The sequence below is a fragment of the Ramlibacter sp. bp-362 genome (genome assembly GCF_054956735.1).
Genome location: NZ_JBUDXE010000023.1, coordinates 1 through 16,966 on the forward strand (window position 1 = coordinate 1; position 16,966 = coordinate 16,966).

13 protein-coding genes are annotated in these 16,966 nt (G+C 66.9%); 5 read left to right on the forward strand and 8 right to left on the reverse strand.

What is annotated here, in order from left to right:
- The first annotated feature begins 5 nt into the window (after positions 1-5).
- Positions 6-4,826 (forward strand): VCBS domain-containing protein, encoded by a 4,821-nt coding sequence (locus ACY0MJ_RS21040; protein ID WP_462640537.1) that lies wholly within the window; start codon positions 6-8, stop codon positions 4,824-4,826.
- Positions 4,827-4,836: 10 nt separating this feature from the next.
- Entirely contained in the window at positions 4,837-6,177 is a 1,341-nt protein-coding gene (locus ACY0MJ_RS21045) for an HlyD family type I secretion periplasmic adaptor subunit (RefSeq protein WP_462640509.1), read from the forward strand.
- 351 nt (positions 6,178-6,528) lie between these two features.
- Here ACY0MJ_RS21045 and ACY0MJ_RS21050 read toward each other — a convergent pair whose 3' ends face one another.
- On the reverse strand, positions 6,529-6,735 hold the full coding sequence (locus ACY0MJ_RS21050) for a hypothetical protein (RefSeq protein WP_462640510.1): 207 nt from the start codon (positions 6,733-6,735) through the stop codon (positions 6,529-6,531).
- On the opposite strand from ACY0MJ_RS21050, the gene ACY0MJ_RS21055 reads away from it, so the two are divergent.
- Positions 6,722-7,207 carry a hypothetical protein gene (locus ACY0MJ_RS21055; RefSeq protein ID WP_462640511.1) on the forward strand — a complete coding sequence of 162 codons (486 nt, stop codon included), beginning with the start codon at positions 6,722-6,724 and terminating at the stop codon, positions 7,205-7,207. The two genes, ACY0MJ_RS21050 and ACY0MJ_RS21055, sit on opposite strands and share 14 nt — an antisense overlap.
- A gap of 453 nt (positions 7,208-7,660) precedes the next feature.
- Here ACY0MJ_RS21055 and ACY0MJ_RS21060 read toward each other — a convergent pair whose 3' ends face one another.
- Positions 7,661-7,897 (reverse strand): hypothetical protein, encoded by a 237-nt coding sequence (locus ACY0MJ_RS21060; protein ID WP_462640538.1) that lies wholly within the window; start codon positions 7,895-7,897, stop codon positions 7,661-7,663.
- A 389-nt stretch (positions 7,898-8,286) separates the two neighbouring features.
- On the opposite strand from ACY0MJ_RS21060, the gene ACY0MJ_RS21065 reads away from it, so the two are divergent.
- Together ACY0MJ_RS21065 and ACY0MJ_RS21070 are read left to right on the forward strand one after the other, a co-directional pair.
- Complete coding sequence (locus ACY0MJ_RS21065) at positions 8,287-8,412, forward strand: hypothetical protein (protein ID WP_462640512.1); 126 nt, start codon at positions 8,287-8,289, stop codon at positions 8,410-8,412.
- 146 nt (positions 8,413-8,558) lie between these two features.
- Positions 8,559-9,038, forward strand: a complete 480-nt coding sequence (locus tag ACY0MJ_RS21070; RefSeq protein ID WP_462640513.1) for a hypothetical protein — start codon at positions 8,559-8,561, stop codon at positions 9,036-9,038.
- Positions 9,039-10,221: 1,183 nt separating this feature from the next.
- Here ACY0MJ_RS21070 and ACY0MJ_RS21075 read toward each other — a convergent pair.
- The 6 genes from ACY0MJ_RS21075 to ACY0MJ_RS21100 are packed head-to-tail and all read right to left on the reverse strand — an operon-like array spanning position 10,222 to position 16,932.
- A complete protein-coding gene (locus tag ACY0MJ_RS21075; RefSeq protein ID WP_462640514.1) occupies positions 10,222-11,799 on the reverse strand; it encodes a glycerol-3-phosphate dehydrogenase/oxidase in 1,578 nt (525 codons plus the stop codon).
- A gap of 32 nt (positions 11,800-11,831) precedes the next feature.
- Positions 11,832-12,743 (reverse strand): LysR substrate-binding domain-containing protein, encoded by a 912-nt coding sequence (locus ACY0MJ_RS21080; RefSeq protein WP_462640515.1) that lies wholly within the window; start codon positions 12,741-12,743, stop codon positions 11,832-11,834.
- Complete coding sequence (locus tag ACY0MJ_RS21085) at positions 12,740-13,561, reverse strand: alpha/beta hydrolase (RefSeq protein WP_462640516.1); 822 nt, start codon at positions 13,559-13,561, stop codon at positions 12,740-12,742. The genes ACY0MJ_RS21080 and ACY0MJ_RS21085 overlap by 4 nt, the downstream gene beginning before the upstream one ends.
- 37 nt (positions 13,562-13,598) lie before the next feature.
- Positions 13,599-14,705: a zinc-binding dehydrogenase gene (locus ACY0MJ_RS21090; protein WP_462640539.1), complete on the reverse strand. Its 1,107-nt coding sequence runs from the start codon at positions 14,703-14,705 to the stop codon at positions 13,599-13,601.
- Positions 14,705-15,955: an NAD(P)/FAD-dependent oxidoreductase gene (locus ACY0MJ_RS21095; RefSeq protein ID WP_462640517.1), complete on the reverse strand. Its 1,251-nt coding sequence runs from the start codon at positions 15,953-15,955 to the stop codon at positions 14,705-14,707. Before ACY0MJ_RS21095 ends, ACY0MJ_RS21090 begins: the two co-directional genes overlap by 1 nt.
- Positions 15,955-16,932, reverse strand: a complete 978-nt coding sequence (locus ACY0MJ_RS21100) for a fatty acid desaturase (protein WP_462640518.1) — start codon at positions 16,930-16,932, stop codon at positions 15,955-15,957. Before ACY0MJ_RS21100 ends, ACY0MJ_RS21095 begins: the two co-directional genes overlap by 1 nt.
- Between the last annotated feature and the right edge of the window lie 34 nt (positions 16,933-16,966).

Genomic DNA, 16,966 nt, shown 5'->3' on the forward strand with positions numbered 1-16,966 from the left:
ACACTATCTACGCCTCAGGTGGCAACGACACGGTCGATGGCGGCACGGGCAACGACCAGTTGTATGGCGAAGTCGGCAACGACGTGCTGGACGGCGGAGCCGGCGACGACCTGCTGCAGGGCGGCACGGGCAGCGACGTGTACCTGTTCGGCCGCGGTGACGGCTACGACACCGTGCGCAACGCGCCCTATGCCAACAGCAGCGACCCCGCGAACGGGGTGTACACGGACTGGTCTCATCGCGAGAGCGATTCGGACAACACCACGGACGTGCTTCGCTTCAAGGAAGGCATCAGCGCGTCGGACCTCTTGGTGAGCCGCAACGGTGCACACTTGGTCATCGGTCTGCGCAACAGCAGCGACGTGGTGACTGTAGAGGGCTTCTTCGGTCGCAACGACATCAACCATACCTATGGCGTGGACCGCATCGAGTTCGCCGATGGCAGCGTACTCACGGATGCGGCGTTGCGCGCCTTGCTCACAACCGGCGGAGACGGCGACGATACCCTGGTCGGGCTGGGGTCTGCCGATACGTTCGATGGCGGGGCCGGCGCGGACACGCTGATTGGGGACGCCGGCAACGACACCTATGTCTTCAACCGCCTGTCAGGCGCCGACCGGATCAGCGAATCCATCTATAGCAACGGCGGCACCGATGAAATCATGCTCGGAGCGGACATCGGGACCAGCGACATGGTGCTGTATCGCAACGGAAGCGATCTGGTGGTCGGCCTCACCAACGGCTCGGCCACGCTCGAAATCGACTCCTTTTTCAGCACTGCCTCCGGCGCCGTAGGGCCGATCGAGCAGATGCGGTTTGCCGATGGCACCGTGTGGAACCGCTCCGACATGCTGGCGCGGGTGCAGATTCCGGGCACCGGTAATGACATGCTCGTCGCGGGCGCTGGTGCGGACACGGTCGCCGCAGGGGCCGGCAATGACACGATCTCGGGTCAGTCCGGAAATGACCTCCTGCTCGGGGAGGCGGGCAACGATCGCCTGATTGGCGGTTTGGACAACGACACACTGGTGGGTGGGACGGGTTCGGACACTTATGTCTTGCAGGCTGGTGACGGGCGCGACACCATCGACAACTCCGCGACGGACGCACCAACAACCACCGACACAATCGAGTTTTTGGATGTCAACCGCCTCGAGCTTCGTTTCGTGCAGCGCCAGGGCGACGACCTGACCATCCACTACGCCGAGTCGGACTCCGTGACCATCACGGGCTGGTTCGCCGGCAACCGGATGGATCAGGTGCAGTTCGCTGACGGCAGCCGCATGACGGCGGCGGAAGTGGAGCTGAGCTTCCCCATCGAATTGTCGGACGGCGCGGACACGATGAGCTTTGGCTCGGGCGCCCAGCAGGTGGACGGCCGCGCCGGCAACGACGTGATCGACGCCGGCGACGGCGATGACGTCGTGCACGGCGGCGAGGGAGACGATCAACTCTTCGGCGGCGCAGGCAACGATGTGCTGGCTGGCGGCGATGACGTGAACTCGCTGCAGGGCGGCGCAGGGCACGATGTGCTGCTCAGCACGGGTGGCGAAGACGTCCTGCGCGGCAACACAGGCAGCGATACCTACCGCATTACCGGCTCCTTCTCCTCTGTCACCATCGACAACCTCGAAGCCGACAACGCCACGGCCCTTGACGTGGTGGATCTACAGGGCATTCTTCCAGAGGATGTGCTGGGCCTGGTGCGCCAGGGAGAGGACCTATCGATCCTGTACGGTGCTGGCGCGGCGATCACCGTCCGCGCCTTCTACCGCGACGGTGGCACCAACACCATCGACGAACTCCGTTTCGCGGATGGCACGGTGCTCACTCCACAGCAACTCGTGGCGCGTTTCCCGGTCGCTCTCACGACAGCCAGCGAGACCGTGCAGCTCTGGGACGTGGCGGAAACCGTCTACGCCGACGAAGGTGACGACCAACTCTCGGGGAATGGCGGCGACGACAGCCTGTGGGGCGAAGGCGGCAATGACCTCGTTCGAGGCGGTGATGGCAATGACATGGTGGACGGCTGCGTCGGAAACGATCTGCTGTTCGGAGATGCCGGCGCCGATACCGTGTACGGTCAAGAGGGCGACGACGTGCTCGACGGTGGTACGGGCGCCGATCTTCTTTTTGGGGGCATCGGCAGCGACAGCTACGTACTGACGTTTGGCGGCGGGATCGACGAAGTGGTGGACAGCGAGGGGGAGCTCGACGAAGTGCTCGCGACCGGCGTCGCAGCCGGCGACCTGCGTTTCGCCCGCAATGGCCAGGACCTCACTGTCAGCGTCGCCGGCACGCAGGATGCGCTGGTGCTGCGCGACTGGTTCGGTGCAGGCCGCATCGAGCGCATCGTGGTGGATGGCGGCGTCGTCGAGGCCGCCACGATCGAGGCGCTTTTCAGCAACCGAACTCCTGAAGCGCACGATGACGCAGGCACGGCGGCCGAAGACGGTCCGGCTGTCACCGGAAACGTGCTGGCCAACGACACGGATCCCGACGATGGCCAGACGCTGACGGTCTCGACGGCCGGCAGCTACACTGGTCTGTACGGCACTTTGGTGCTCGCGGCCGACGGTAGCTACAGCTATGTGCTCGATGGTTCGCTGCCCGAGGTCCAGGCGCTTGGTCGAAATGCCACGCTGTCCGAACAATTCTCCTACGAGGTTACGGACGACAGCCCAACGCCCAAGTCAGCTCAGGCTGTGCTGCGGCTGGTGATCCAGGGCACCAACGATGCGCCGATCATTTCTCCTGCCTTCGGGCTCGCCATCGAGGATGGCGCCGCGATCAGTGGTGACTTGCTGCAAGTCGTAAACGACATCGACGCCGGCGACGTGCTGGCGGTGTCCAGCATCGGCAGCTTCGAAGGCGCCTATGGCACGCTGCAGATTAATGCCGATGGGACCTACGGCTACGCCTTGCGCAAGGACGCTGTCGATGTACAGAAGCTGCGCGCCGGCGAAGTGGTGCAGGAGACGTTCAGCTTCATGGTCACGGACGGTGCGGAAAGCCGCCAGTCTGTGCTGACTGTGGACGTGGTCGGCACCAATGACGGCCCCCAGGCCGCAGCGGACAGCGCATCGGTCACCGAGGACATGCAGCCTGTCGTGATGGGCAACGTGCTGGCGAATGACAGCGACATCGACCACGATACCGTGCTGCGCGTCCTGCAGCCTGGCACCCTCACTGGCCGCTTCGGCACGCTGGAGATCGCTGCTGACGGCAATTACACCTACACTCTGTCCGGGGACCCTGCCATTCAGGCGTTGGGCCGGAACGCGAGCTTCACGGAGACCTTCTCGTACGCCGTGCAGGACGATGCGAGCGAGCCAGCGACGGCGACCAGCGAGCTCACCGTGACCGTGCAAGGCACCAACGATGGTCCTGTGGCGCAGAGCGACGCTGTCGGCGTGACGGCGAGCGACGCCAGCGTGTCCGGCAACGTGCTGGCCAATGACGGCGACGTGGATGAAGGCGACCAGCTCGCCGTGGCGAACGCAGGCGTGCAAACCGGACAGTATGGCCGGCTCGAGCTGGCGGCTGACGGCAGCTACCAATACGTGGTCGATACCGCCTCTGCCGCTGTGCGCGGATTGGCAGCGGGCCAGACTGGCTTGGACAACTTCACATACGTGGCAAGCGACGGTCTCGCGCAAGACCCATCCACCCTGGCCGTGGCGGTGATGGGGATCAACGATGCGCCGATCCTGGTGCAGCCGCTGGCGGGCCAAACTGCTCGTGAAACACAAGCGTTCGCCTTCACTCTGCCTAGCGACAGCTTTGTCGACGTGGACCAGGGCGACAGCCTGACGTACACAGCGTGGCTGGTGGACGAGAACGGTCAGACGCAGGCGCTGCCCAGCTGGATCACGTTTGATGCGGCCACACGCGGCTTCAGCGGCACGCCCAATTTCGTTCAGGGCGGTGATTACCGCTTGCGCGTGGTGGCTTCCGATGGCGGTGGTCTCTCCGCCTCGGGGGACTTCGTGCTGAGCATAGCGGACTCCGGGACCACCGCGTCAGGCGATATTGCTGGCACCAACGGTGCCGACATCATCAATGCAGGATCCAACGGGCAAACGCTCGCCGCTGGCAACGGCCTCGATCTGCTGTTCGGCGGCGGCGGGGCCGACCTGCTGGCCGGCGGCAACGGCTTCGATCTGCTGTATGGTGGCCGAGGCGAGGATGTCCTGTCTTCGGGCACGGCAGAGGACTGGCTGGCCGGCGGCAAGGGAAACGACGTGTACGACACCGGCAACGGTCGCGACCTCGTCGCATTCAATCGCGGGGACGGCAACGACGTCCTGAGCTCCTTGGGCAACGGTCGCGACACCATCAGCCTAGGCGCGGGGATCCGCTACCAAGACCTGACGCTTGCGCGCAGTGGCGCTGATCTGGTGCTCGGCGTTGGCGATGGCGAAAGCCTGACGCTGAAAGACTGGTACGCGGGGACTGCAAAGCCGGTGGATCGCCTCCAGGTCGTCACAGTCGGTGGCGACTACGACCCGACCTCGGCGGACCCGACCCGCAACTCACAGGTGGAAGTATTTGACTTCGCCAAACTGGTCCGAAGCTATGACGCGGCTGCTCGCATCGGCAATGCAGGCAGCTGGTCGCTGATGAACAGCTTGCTTGACGCCCACCTGCAGGGAGGCAACACCGCGGCTCTAGGCGGCGACCTGAGCTACCAATACGCAGTCACCGGCAGCTTGAGTGGCATCAGCCTGAGCGCAGCGCAATCCGCCCTGGCTTCTGGCAGTACTGAATGGCAGACACTGAAGCCGCGCAGTGAGCTGGAGCAAGGCGCGATCAGGCTGGTGTGAGGCCGTCGGCATGGGCATCCTTGCAACCCAGGCGGTAGACTTCGCTCCGGAGCTGCTGACGATCCAGGAACAGCCGCCCGCGCGGCTCCCGCGCACCGTTGGCTACGTCACGGGCGGCCTGTTTGTCGTTCTGCTTGCATGGGCAGCCTTCGGCAAGCTGGATATCGTCGCCGGCGCCGAAGGCCGACTGGTGCCGCGCAATTACAGCCGCGTCGTGCAGCCGGCGGAGGCCGGTGTGGTGCGTGAGGTGCTGGTGCGCGACGGCGATACGGTAAAGGCCGGTCAGGTGCTGCTGCGTATGGATGCCACGACGGCCAGCGCCGACATGCGAACGCTCAAGGCCGACGCCGCGCTCAAGGCGCTCAGCCTGCGCCGCATCGACGCGGAGCTGAACGGGCAGCCCTTCCTGGTGCAGTCCGGCGATCCTCCGGACTTGGCCTCCCAAGTGTTGGCGCAGTACCGGGCTCGGCACCAGAGTTACCTCGACGCGCTCGCGCAGGAGCAAGCTACGCTCAATCGCGCGCAGCACGATCTCGCGGCAGCGCGCCAGGAGTTGGCCAAGCTGCAGGCCACTGTGCCGCTCTATCAGCAGTCTGCCAGCTCTTACCAGAAGCTTGTAAAGGAGGGATTTGTGTCCGAGCTTGGCGCGAACGACAAGCTTCGCGAGAAAATCGAAAAGGAGCAGGAGCTCAAAGTTCAGAATGCAACCGTGGCTGCGCTTGCCGCGGCTGTGGAGCAGTCGCGCAAGAAGCTGGCGCAGTTTAAATCCGACTACGAGAGCCAATTGCTCAATGAGCGGCTGGAACTGCAGGGCCAGCAGCAGCGCACCGAAGGTGAGCTGCGCAAGCAGGTGTACCGATCCGGCCTGCTGGAGCTGCACGCAACCGAAGATGGCATCGTGAAGGACATGGTGACCTACACACCGGGCGCAGTGGTCCAGCCAGGTGCGGTGTTGATGAATCTGGTTCCGAAGAATGAGCCCCTATTCGCCGAAGTCGCGATCCACAACGAAGATGTTGGCTTCGTCGCACCAGGCCAAGACGTGAAGGTAAAGCTACAAGCCTATCCGTTCCAGAAGTACGGGATGCTGCAAGGCAAGGTCGAGCTGGTAAGTGCCGACTCGTTGGCGAACGATCCAGAGAAGGCGGCGGCACGGGGTCAGAATCCGCAAAGCTACAAGGCACTTGTACGTCTGGACAGCCAGGAGCTCAGGGCAGCTAACGGCGAGGTGCTGAAGCTAGCGCCGGGCATGGTGGTGCAGGCTGAGATTAACCAAGGCAGCCGCACGGTGCTGGAATACTTAATGTCACCTGTGCAAAAGGTGGCACAGGAGGCGGCGCGGGAGCGCTGAACTCGGCCTTGCCTACCCAGGCGAGGTCGGGATTGCCGACTAGCGGCCAGTTGACCCTAGCCGTCCGCCGCAAGCCGCTGCCAATGACGGGGGCGGCAGTCAAGTTGGACCACGTAAGCCAAGCGGCCCCTGTTGGCCAGCAGCTGCGGCTGGCGGGCAGCGCACAACTTGAAACGACACGGGCTCTCGCAGACATGGATGGTGAGACCCGGAATGCGCTCGCAGAGCTCTAACTGTGCGGTGGTCCCGTGTTGACCCGTACAGCCGGGATTGCGTTGGCGACGCTTCTGGCCTGAACTGCGCCTCGTCGGCTTGCCTAGAGGTCGGACTAAACTGCGGTGAAAGGAACTGCTACATCGACACTGGATTGAGCGCCACTTCAGCAATAACATTCAAGCGCAGACGACGATCGCGATCTGCGCGAGTTCGATTGAGTCTGTTGGAGTTGTTCTCTTCGCAATCGCAGTCTTCCTCCTTAAGCGCGGCGGCTGAGAGAATCTGTTGATCCCTTACATGGCGGTCATAAAAAAAACGGGGGATACGGATGGCAAGCGTCATTCCGGGCTCAAGCGGCAGGCAGGCAGCGCTGTCGGACGCGGTACGCGCGCCAGGTGCGCATCTCGATCCGGCCGGGGCCCTGACCGCCTCGGCTTTAGCAGGCCTACTGCAGGTCTCCGAAGAGACGGTGCGCGAGCGCGAACAGGCCGGCGAACTGTTTTCCATACTTCGGCGTCCCGATCAGGAGCGCAGGCGCGAGTACCCGGCATTCCAAACGTGGGAGGGGATCGTCGGCGAGCCGCTAAGGCAGGTTTCGATTGCACTAGAACGGCCGGGTGGACCCGTCTTGTATGGCTTCTTCACGTCGGCTCTTGACATGCTCGAAGGCCTGAGCCCGACCGAGGTCCTGGTGGGCCTCACTGCCCGAGAGGTGAGCCCGGAGGCCCGTCAATTTCTAGCCGCAACTGCAGCTCAGCGGCTCGTCATGGTGTTGCAGGCCGCGAAAACTTACGCGTGCTCGCTTCGGGCATGAGCGCTGCATCGCTTCAGCGCTGATCGCGGCGGACGCGCGGCGCTCGAGTGTCGAGTCGTGATCTATAGTCCCCACGATCCTCTATCGTGAGGCGATCCTCGATCCCGGCGATCGTTTCGGGGGGCGGCCCGGCCAGCCGCTTGCGGGACCCGCGCCCCACGTGGCCAGCAACTTTGCGTTCACACGGCGCGTAGCTACCGCTCAATATGTATGGCCGGAGTTGTAGAGGCGCCACTGAATACCAAGGGACGAATGTGCTGGACCAGTCACTTATTGGGCAACCCCTACCTCTTCGCGCGTCAGTTTGATCAGCGGATTTAGCGTCCGCGGGGTAAGCGGTCGGCCACGGCTTCTTGACTCCAAGGACTCGCCCGACCGGCCAGTGCCAAGCGCATTGCTGACGCTGCACTTCCGAGGCTGTTGGACCGCTCCTGTTCCATCAGCAAGACGGTTTCAGGTGCCCACCTTCGCTATTCCGGTTCGCGTGCCGACGATAAAGCTCGCGATCTCACGGAGATCGACACCGTCCGGGTGTGCATCAGCCAGCGTCTGAGAAGCAGCGTGCCAAGATGTGGGCGACTTAACAGATCGCGCATACCGCTTTTGATTCTGACGTACCCGCTCGACATCAAAGCCTCTGCGCTCCAGGCCAATCATATTGACGATGCGTATAACCGACGGATTCGCGATTCACACCATCCTTTCGGATCAGGCGCCATTCCTCAAGGATGCCATGCCCGGACGGTTACGCAGGGCTGCACCGTGCTGACGCGTCACCCGAAGGACTAGTTGTGAATCGTCAAGAGGTAATATCTGGGTACGGGAAGCCGTGACATGGGGGCGACACGGTCGATGCCGTGCAGTACGCTCGAGTCCATGGGCTCCACGAGCCCACGCTCGAAGAGGTGAAGGCGGCGGAGCGGTGTGCGATGGGAAGTGTCAACCACGGTGCGAAATGGGCTTTCGGCGTGGAACGATCCATGCACACCGCGGCGCCGGCCGAGCTAGCCGTTCCTGTCACGCACGATGCGGCGCGTGTGGGTCGCCTTCGCGGCACGGTGATCCGAATGCGCCGGGCCTTGCGCCCTCGGGGCGACTACCGCGCGGAGGACGACAACCACCTGGAACTCGGCGGCGACTTCCGTCCGGCTGCCGCGTGGCGGCGCGCGCACCTGGACTTCCTCGAGCGCTTCTACGGCCGCTGAATCCGACACTGCACGGCGTGCACCCGCTGTTGCAGCGATGCCGCGCTGCTGCCGTTCTGCCGTGCCTGCGGCGTGCAATACCCCACATTGACTTTTATCATGGAAAAACATGAGGAGGGTTGCAAGTGAGACGAACCAAAGTTTTCTTGGCTGCAGTGACCATTGCGCTTGGGGGATGCGCAACACAGTACACGCTGCCGAAGGACTACACCGGTGCGACGGCGGACTTGTCGGACTCCGTCATGCGGGAGAGCCCGGGCGTGCTGCGCGCCTATGCGGCGACGCATGTGGATGGGAAGATCGTCCCCAACGGGATCGATGCGTCGGCCCGGCGTTCTATGGGGAACACATTCGGCCTCATGGAGGCTTCGGTGACCCGCAAGGTCGAAATCAAGCCGATGAAGGTTCGACTCAAGGCCCAACACATGGCAGCGCCGTTCGCGGGGTTTGCATTGCTGGCGCAGGGAAAGTTCTACTACGACCACAGCGGGATCGTCGACTTCTCCCCGAAGGCGGGCCACCACTACCAGGTCAAGGGGGACATGGGGCCGGATGAGATCGCCGTCTGGATCGAGGACGCGGACACGGGAGAGCGGGTCTCCGACAAGGTGGCGAAGAAGCCGTAGGCCAGGAGTCTCAAGCCCCGGGCATGCCAGCGCGGCTGCGCTGAAGCAGCCCGCCGCGAACAGCGGTTCGACCCCGTGCTGGTCCCGGTCCTCTCCACGGCGCCACCGAACGTCAAGCCACGCAGCGAAATGAGCCGTTCCGGTCCGCCCCCTGGGGGCTAGGTTAATCGAGCGGCTGAGGAGGAAAGAATGCGCGGGTATCGGCCCACTGCGCATAGGGCTGCGCCATCACGTATTCCGCTTGAGCACGGTGGCATCCGCGTACGGAACCTTCGGCTCCATGCCCGGACGCAGCTCGTAGAGCCGAGCGTCAACGTCCAAATTTGCCTGCGTTCGACGAGCCAGCGGACGAAGCTGGTAGATCGAAAAGGCTCCGCCGCGCAAGAACGGACAGGGACTCGAATAGCGATCCGTGAGCACCGGCGTGCCAGGCAGACGAACTTCCCCGTCTAGGGCCTCGGAAGTCCCTGGTGCGTCCGCGACGGCCGCCGGCGCGTGCCCGTTCTTCTCCCCAATCAGGCGCGCTTCGCGGTCGTCACGAACCGAACTCGTTGGGCGCTCCGACGCGCCTCTGGGAACACGACGACTACCTGCTTCAGGTGAGCCTGGAATGGTGGGACCGAATCGCCGCCGACCCGCGCTGCAGCGAACCCGACCGCAGAGCGGCGCGTGGGGCGCTCGAGCAACTCCACCTGGACGCCGCAGTGGTATGCACTAGGGCTGCGACATCAGTCGTCCTGTCGGCGTGATACGACTCGCTTCCGAAATTGCGCTTCCGCCTTGAATATCCCGGGTATGAATATGTCGCCGACGACTGCTGTGGCAACCCCAGCCGATAATCGTGAGCCTACCCTCCGCGAAGAGTTGAAACGTCGCGGAATTGAGCCGACGGGCGAGGAGCGGATGCGCAAGCGCAGGCAATCGCGCGAGCGTAGGGAGCAGGAGAAGGGTGCCCGGATCCTAGTGTTCAGGAAGCCTGAAGCGACCAGCAGCCTGGCGTTCTCTATCACCCGTTGCGCCGGCCCCATCGCCTGGCCAAGTGTTCGCGCGTGACGAGAGTATCCGCCGGTACTGTCCCATCCAGAATGGCCGCTGCCACCGCGCTGCCCGGCTTGCCGGTCGGAAACTCGGCGGCTCCAGAGCCCGCCTTTGAACTCAGTCACGCGCCCTGCAAAAGCTGAACTCAGGTCGGCGCCACCGTGCGGACCTGGAACTTCGCTGCCTCGACGGTGAAGGCATCCACCTGGCGTGCGGCCCAGGCGCCGTCCCGGCCTCGCTCCGCGGCGACGATCCTGGCCACCCACGGCGCCAGGTCCAGCGCACCCCCGGCATCGAGGAACAGGTGTCGGTGCCGGCGTGCCAGCACGTCCTCCACAGTCAGCGCGCCCTCGAAGCGCACCGCGGCACGCACGCTGGCTTCGTCGGGATGCGGCTCCTGCTCTCGGACGACGGGTGCGTTCGCGCATTCGAGCGCGAGATGCGCCGTAATTCCCGGACGCGCGGGCAGCAGGCCGTGGTCGGCGGCGGCATCCAGGGCGGATTCCGCCATGCGACGGTAGGTGGTCCATTTGCCGCCGGTCACCGTCACTAGGCGGGACGGAGCGACGAGCACCGTGTGCTCGCGCGACACCCTGGCGGTGCGCTCTCCGCCATCGGGCGGCGCCACCAGGGGCCGCAGTCCCGCCCAGACCGAACGCACGTCCTGCAGCCGCGGAGCGCGCGCCAGGTACGGCCTGGCCGCCTCCAGGATGAATGACACCTCCTCGGCCAGCGGCACCGGCGTATGGGCGGCCGAATGCCGCTCCGGCGCCGGCGAGCCGAGCGCGATGCCGGGCATGGGCGTGTCGGTCGTGCCGACGAGGGTGTGGCCGAGCCAGGGGACCATGAACAACAGCCGGCCGTCCGAGGTTTTCGGCACCAGCATCGCGCTGCGCCCGGGCAGGAAACTGCGGTCGAGGACGAGGTGGGCGCCCTGGCTGGGCGAGATCATCGCCGCTTGGCCGGGGCGGTCACAGCGCCTCAGGCCGTCGGCCCAGACGCCGGTGGCATTGACCACGCAGCCGGCTTCGAAACGAAACGCCTCGCGGCTCTCCTGTTCGACCGCATGGACGCCGACGATGCGTCCGTCCGCGTCCTTGACCAGGCCGTGGACCGCTACGTAGTTCGCGATCAACGCCCCTTCCCGGCTCGCGGTTCGCGCCAGCGCGAGCGCCAGCCGCGCATCGTCGAACTGGCCGTCGGAGTACTGCACGCCGCCTTTCAGGCCCTGGGCTTGCAGCGTGGGCAACGCTGCCAGCGTTTCCCCGGCATCGAGCAGCCTGCTGCGCGCCAGCGACAACCGGCCCGCGAGCGCGTCGTACAGCTTCAGGCCGGCGCCGTAGTAGTAGCGCGCCGCGCGGGTGTAGGCGGGAATGACGAAATCCAGCGGCGCGGTCAGTCCGGGCGCGTTGCGCAACAGGATGTCGCGCTCGTGCAAGGCTTCCCGCACGAGCGCCACGTTCCCCTGCGCGAGGTAGCGCACGCCCCCGTGCAGCAGCTTGGTCGCCTTGCTGGAAGTCCCGCTCGCGAAATCGTGCGCCTCGAGCAGCAGCGTGCGCAGGCCGCGGCTGGCGGCGTCCACCGCCGTGCCCAGGCCCGTGGCGCCGCCGCCCACCACGATCACGTCCCAACGGGTCGACTGGCCCGCCCGGAGCCGTTCCAGGAGCACGTCGCGCGCAGGAAGGTCGGGTGACGGCGCGCGCCCCCCAAGGTTCGCTTTCAAGATTCGCCCTTTCGGAACTGTGGCCGCCGGCCTCAGCGGGAGGCACGGGCCTGCGCCTCGGCCAGCTCGAGGAAGGCCGCAATGGGCCGGGAGAAGCGCCGCGCGCGCAGGCAGATGACGTAGGACTGCGTGAAGCTCGGGTGATCGGAGATCCGCAGCGCGTGGAGGTCGGCGTGGGCCCGGAACTCGGCTTCCGACACGATGCCGACACCCAGGCCTTCGAGCACGGCCTCGCGCACCGCCTCGCGCGGCACGTCCATGACGGCCGCCGGCCGCACGCCGTGCTGCGCCATCGTCGCCTCGATCGCGTTGCGCGTCATCGAGCCGACCTCGCGCATGATCATCGGCTGGCCATCGAGCTGGCGCAGCTTGATGGACTCCAGCTGGGCCCACGGGTGCTGGCGGTTCACGAACACCTGGACCTCGTGCGAACCCAGCCGGCAGGCGTACAGCCGCGGGTCCTCGATGCAGTTCCCGGTGATGGCCACGTCGGTCACCGAATCGAGGATCTTGCGCATCACGCCTTCGGAGTTGTCGCTGTCCAGCCGCACCTGCACGAGCGGGAACTTGTGGCGGAACTGCGCCAGCAGCTTCATCACGAAGGAGGGCCCGACGGTGCCGACCCGCAGCTGCCCGGCCACCTGGCCATTGGTGGAGCGCAGCAGCTCCACCGCCTGCTCCTCGTGCAGGAAGATCTGCCTGGCGATGGCGAACAAGGCCTCGCCCGTGCTGCTCAGCTGCAGGCCGCGCGCCGAACGCAGGAACAGCTCGACGCCGTAGCGCTCCTCGAGCGCGCGCACCTGCACCGTCAGCGTCGGCTGGCCCACGTGCAGCAGCCGCGCCGCCTTGGTGAAGCTCATCTCCTGCGCGACGGCGTAGAACGAACGCAGCTGGTTGAAATTCACGAAAGGCAGGCTCTTCTCGATGCTGCGATCCCCGCTCATGTGACCTGGCCCTCGGTTGCGAGTCGTTGCCTCAAGGCTTGCAGGACCAGCCCGTCCGGATGGGCCAGCTCCCTGAGGATGGAGTAGTGGTCCGCGCCCGGCACCTCGATCCGGCGCGAGCCGGCCCAGTGCGCGGCGTAGCGCCGGGTCTGCTGCCGGAAGCCCTCGGTTTCCGCAGCCCCCACCGCGGCGATGAGCCAGCCGGCACCGGGCGCCCGGTCGATCGGGCTGCAAGCCGCAGCCGCGGCTTCGTCCAGCCCCATGCCCTGGCCGATGCTGGTCTGCAGCAGCGGACGCAGGTCGAAGATCCCGCTCAGCGCGACGCAGCCGATCACGCCAGCGCCGCTGCCGGCGTCACAGGCCAGGCTGGCTGCCAGGTGCGCGCCGGCCGAGTGACCGGCCAGCACGATGCCGGTGACCTCCGGAAGCTGCGTCCGGCCGGGGCCGCGCAGCCAGCGCAGCGCGTCGCGGCAACTGCCCACGATCCGCTCCAAGGCCCATGGGGGCGACAGCGGATAGCCGACCACGGCCACGGACATCCCCTCCCGGCGCAAGGCGGTGGCCACGAAGCCATAGGCGTCCTTGTGCTGGCTGCGCCAGTAGCCGCCATGGAAGAAGACCACCAGGGGGCGGCCGTCGCGGCCGGGAAACAGGTCGAGGCGCTGCCGTTCGTGGCCGCCGTAGGCGAGGTCGAGCGACACGGGCCCGCACCGGCGCGCGGCGGCGCTGCCCTCGGCGATCTCCCGGTAGACGGCCGTCCGCGAGGGATGGTCGGGCGGGAAGACATAGTGCGACTCGACGCGCGGGTCGATGGCCATGCCGGTGGATCCTTCCATTGCGTGTCTCGGCGGCCCGCTACTCGAAGGTGACCACGCTGCGCAGCGAGGTGCCGTCGATCATCATCCGGAAGCCCTCGTCGATCTGGTCCAGGCGCAGCCGGTGCGTGATGAGCGGATCGAGTTCCAGCTTGCCGTCCATGTAGAGGTCGACGAAGCGGCCGAGGCCGGTGCGCCCCTTCACGCCCCCGAAGTAGCTGCCCTTGAGGGTGCGGCCGTAGCGGACCGCCACCGGCGGTACCTTCATCTCCGCGCCGCTCGGCTCGACGCCCAGCAGCACGCAGGTTCCCCAGCCGACGTGGCAGACGTCCAGCGCCTGGCGCATCACGCCCACGTGGCCCGTGCATTCGAACGCCACGTCGACGCCGCCGCCGCTCAGGTCGCGCACCTGCTGCACCACGCGCTCGGGTTCGCGCGAGGCGTCGATGAAGTCGGACAGGCCGAAGCGCCTTGCGAGCTCCGCCTTGGCCGGCTGGAGGTCGACCCCGATGATGCGGGATGCCCCGGCGATGCGCGCCCCCTGGACGATGTTGGTTCCGATGCCGCCCAGGCCGAAGATCACCACGGTGTCGTCTTCGCGCACGTCGTCGAGGGCCGCGCCGACGCCGGTGGTGACGCCGCAGCCCAGGAGGCAGGCGCGATCAAGCGGTGCATCCTGCCGGATCTTCGCCAGTGCGATCTCGGGCACGACCGTGTAGCGCGAGAAGGTGGACGTGCCCATGAAGTGATGCAGGGGCTCCCCTTGCCAGCGGAAGCGGGAGGTGCCGTCCGGCATCACGCCGCGGTCGCGTGTCGGCTTGATCGACCAGCAGAGATTCGTGCGGCGGCTGCGGCACATGCGGCAGGTGCCGCATTCCGGGCCGTACAGCGGGATCACGTGGTCGCCCACCGCCAGGCCGCGCACTTCGGGGCCGACCTCCACCACCCGGCCGGCGCCTTCGTGGCCCAGCACGGCGGGATAGACGCAGCTGCTGTTGCTGCCCTCGATCGCGGTGAGGTCCGTGTGGCACAGGCCCGTCGCCGCGATCTCGACCAGCACCTCGCCGGGCCGCGGCGGCGCCACCTCGATCGTATCGAGCAGGAAGGGACGGTGGGGCGCCGTCAGGATGGCTGCCTGGCTCCGGATCATGGCGCAGTGGATTGGAAAACGGACGGGGCCGCCGGCGGGCGCGAAGCCTGCAGCGCAGGCGCCCGCTCGCGGGGCCGGGGAAGGTCGGTCGGTTTCACGGTTCCGCCGGAACCGACCAGTTTAATGGCAGCACGCATCTCGCGGCCGCAGTCGATGCCGACGACGCCGCGGACGAAGCCCCCATCGAGGAAATAAGTCAGGGCTGGGCCGGAAGCGGGATCGCCGAAGGCTATGCGTTCGTGCGCGTCCTCGGGCCGGCCCGCCAGCTGGATGTTGCGCCCGTACTGGTCGGTCCAGAACCAGGGGACCGGACGGTGCGGCGCGGGCGCATCGCAGATGGCGGCGGCCACGGCCTGGGCGCTGTCCTCGGCGTTGCGCCAGGATTCCAGCCGCTGGTCGAGGCCTTCGGCCGGGTCCTGCTGCCGCGCCACGTCGCCCACGGCAAAGATCGCGGGGTCGCTGCTGCGGCCGCAGGCGTTCACGAGCACACCGTCGCGCACGGCGAGCCCCGCGGCGGCCGCCAGTTCGTCGTTGGGCCGCGCGCCGATGCCCGCCACCACGGTGTCGGCGACTATGCTGCGCCCATCGGTCAGCAGGACGCGGCCGGGCGTCACCCGGTCGACGCCGCAGCCCAGGTGCAGGGCGACGCCCTGCGCGCGGTGCATCGCCACCAGCCATCCGGCCACGACGGCCGGCAGCAGGCGCGCCAGCGGCCGGGCCGCTGCCTCGAGCAGGGTCACCTCGACGCCGAGCTGCCGCGCGCTGGCGGCGAGCTCCATGCCGATGAAGCCGGCGCCGATCACCGCAAGGCGGCTGCGCGGCACGAGGCGGGCACGCAGCCGCTCGGCGTCGTCCAGGCTGCGCAGCCGCAGCACCTCGGCGCCGCCCTCCACCGGGCCGGGAAAGGCCCGGGCCCGGGCGCCGGCGGCGAGCACGAGGACGTCGTAGCCGATGCTGCTGCCGTCTTCGAGCCGGACACGGCGGCCCTCGCGGTCGATGGCGGCCACCTTGCAGCCGCAGCGCAGTGCCACGTCGAGCGCACGCCACTTCTCCTCGGCCAGCAGCAGCAGCGAGTCCGGCTGCGCGCGACCCAGCAGGATGTCCTTGGACAGCGGCGGCCTCTCGTAGGGCCCGTGTGCTTCCTCACCCAGCAGGGTGATCCGCCCCGCATGTCCGAGCCGCCGCAGCGCCTGCGCCGTGCGGCCGCCCGCCTGGCCGGCCCCGATGATCACGACCTGCGCGTCCATCACCGGCGCACCGCCTCGCGTTGGAGCCGCCGGCCGCTGAGCACCTGCCTCACGATGTCGCGATGCACCTGCCAGTAGCTCGTGGCGACGCAGCCGAGGTGCGGCTTCAGCTCGCGATGCATCCGGGCCAGGGCATGGAACGGCACCGACGAGGAGAGGTGGTGTTCCGCGTGATAGGGCATGTTCCAGTACAGCGTGCGGAACACCGGGTTGGCGAGCGTGGTCCGGGTGTTGGCCAGCAGGTTGGGCGTCTCCTCGGCGCCCGTGTGTTCGGCCATGCGGATCGCGCGCAACACCGGCTCGCCGATGAAGCGGGGGAACAGCCAATACAGCACGGCGGCCCAGGACTGGGTGGCCACCGACACGGCGGCAACCAGCAGGTAGATCGCCACGGCGGCGCGGATTTCCCAGCTGACGCGGCGCGTGTCGCTGGCCGGGATGAAGCTCCGCTCGAGCGCGTTGAAGCGGCCCGTGACGCCGCGCCACAGGGTGCCCAGCATCTTCGGCCAGAACGAGGCGCCCGCGATCATCGCGACATAGCCGCGGATCGAGGACGGGAAGGCCACGATGTCGGGGTCCAGCGTGGCGTGCTGGGTGTAGGTGTGGTGGGCCGTGTGCCGGTACTTGAAGTACAGGAAGGGCCGCATGCTCACCAAGCCGGCCAGCATGCCGACCGCCGTGTTCAGCCAGCGCGCGCGGAAAGCCGTGCCGTGCGAGCACTCGTGCAGCGGCGCGAACAGCAGCACGATCACGGTGCCGTGCACGAACGAGGCGAGCAGCCAGGCCCACCAGGTCTCCAGCGTGGCGGCGACCAGCGCGCCCGTGGCCACCAGCGTCGCGCAGTGGACGGCCAGGTGCAGCAGGCCCGGCCCGTTGCTGCGCTCGCGCAGCTCCTTCAGCAGCTGGCGGGGAATCCTCTCCGGGCCCGTGAGAGCCCAGCCCTCCGTCCCCATGCCTCCGTAGTTCGTGTCGCTCATTGATCGTCTTTCTCGGTGCTTGCGGATGTCAGTC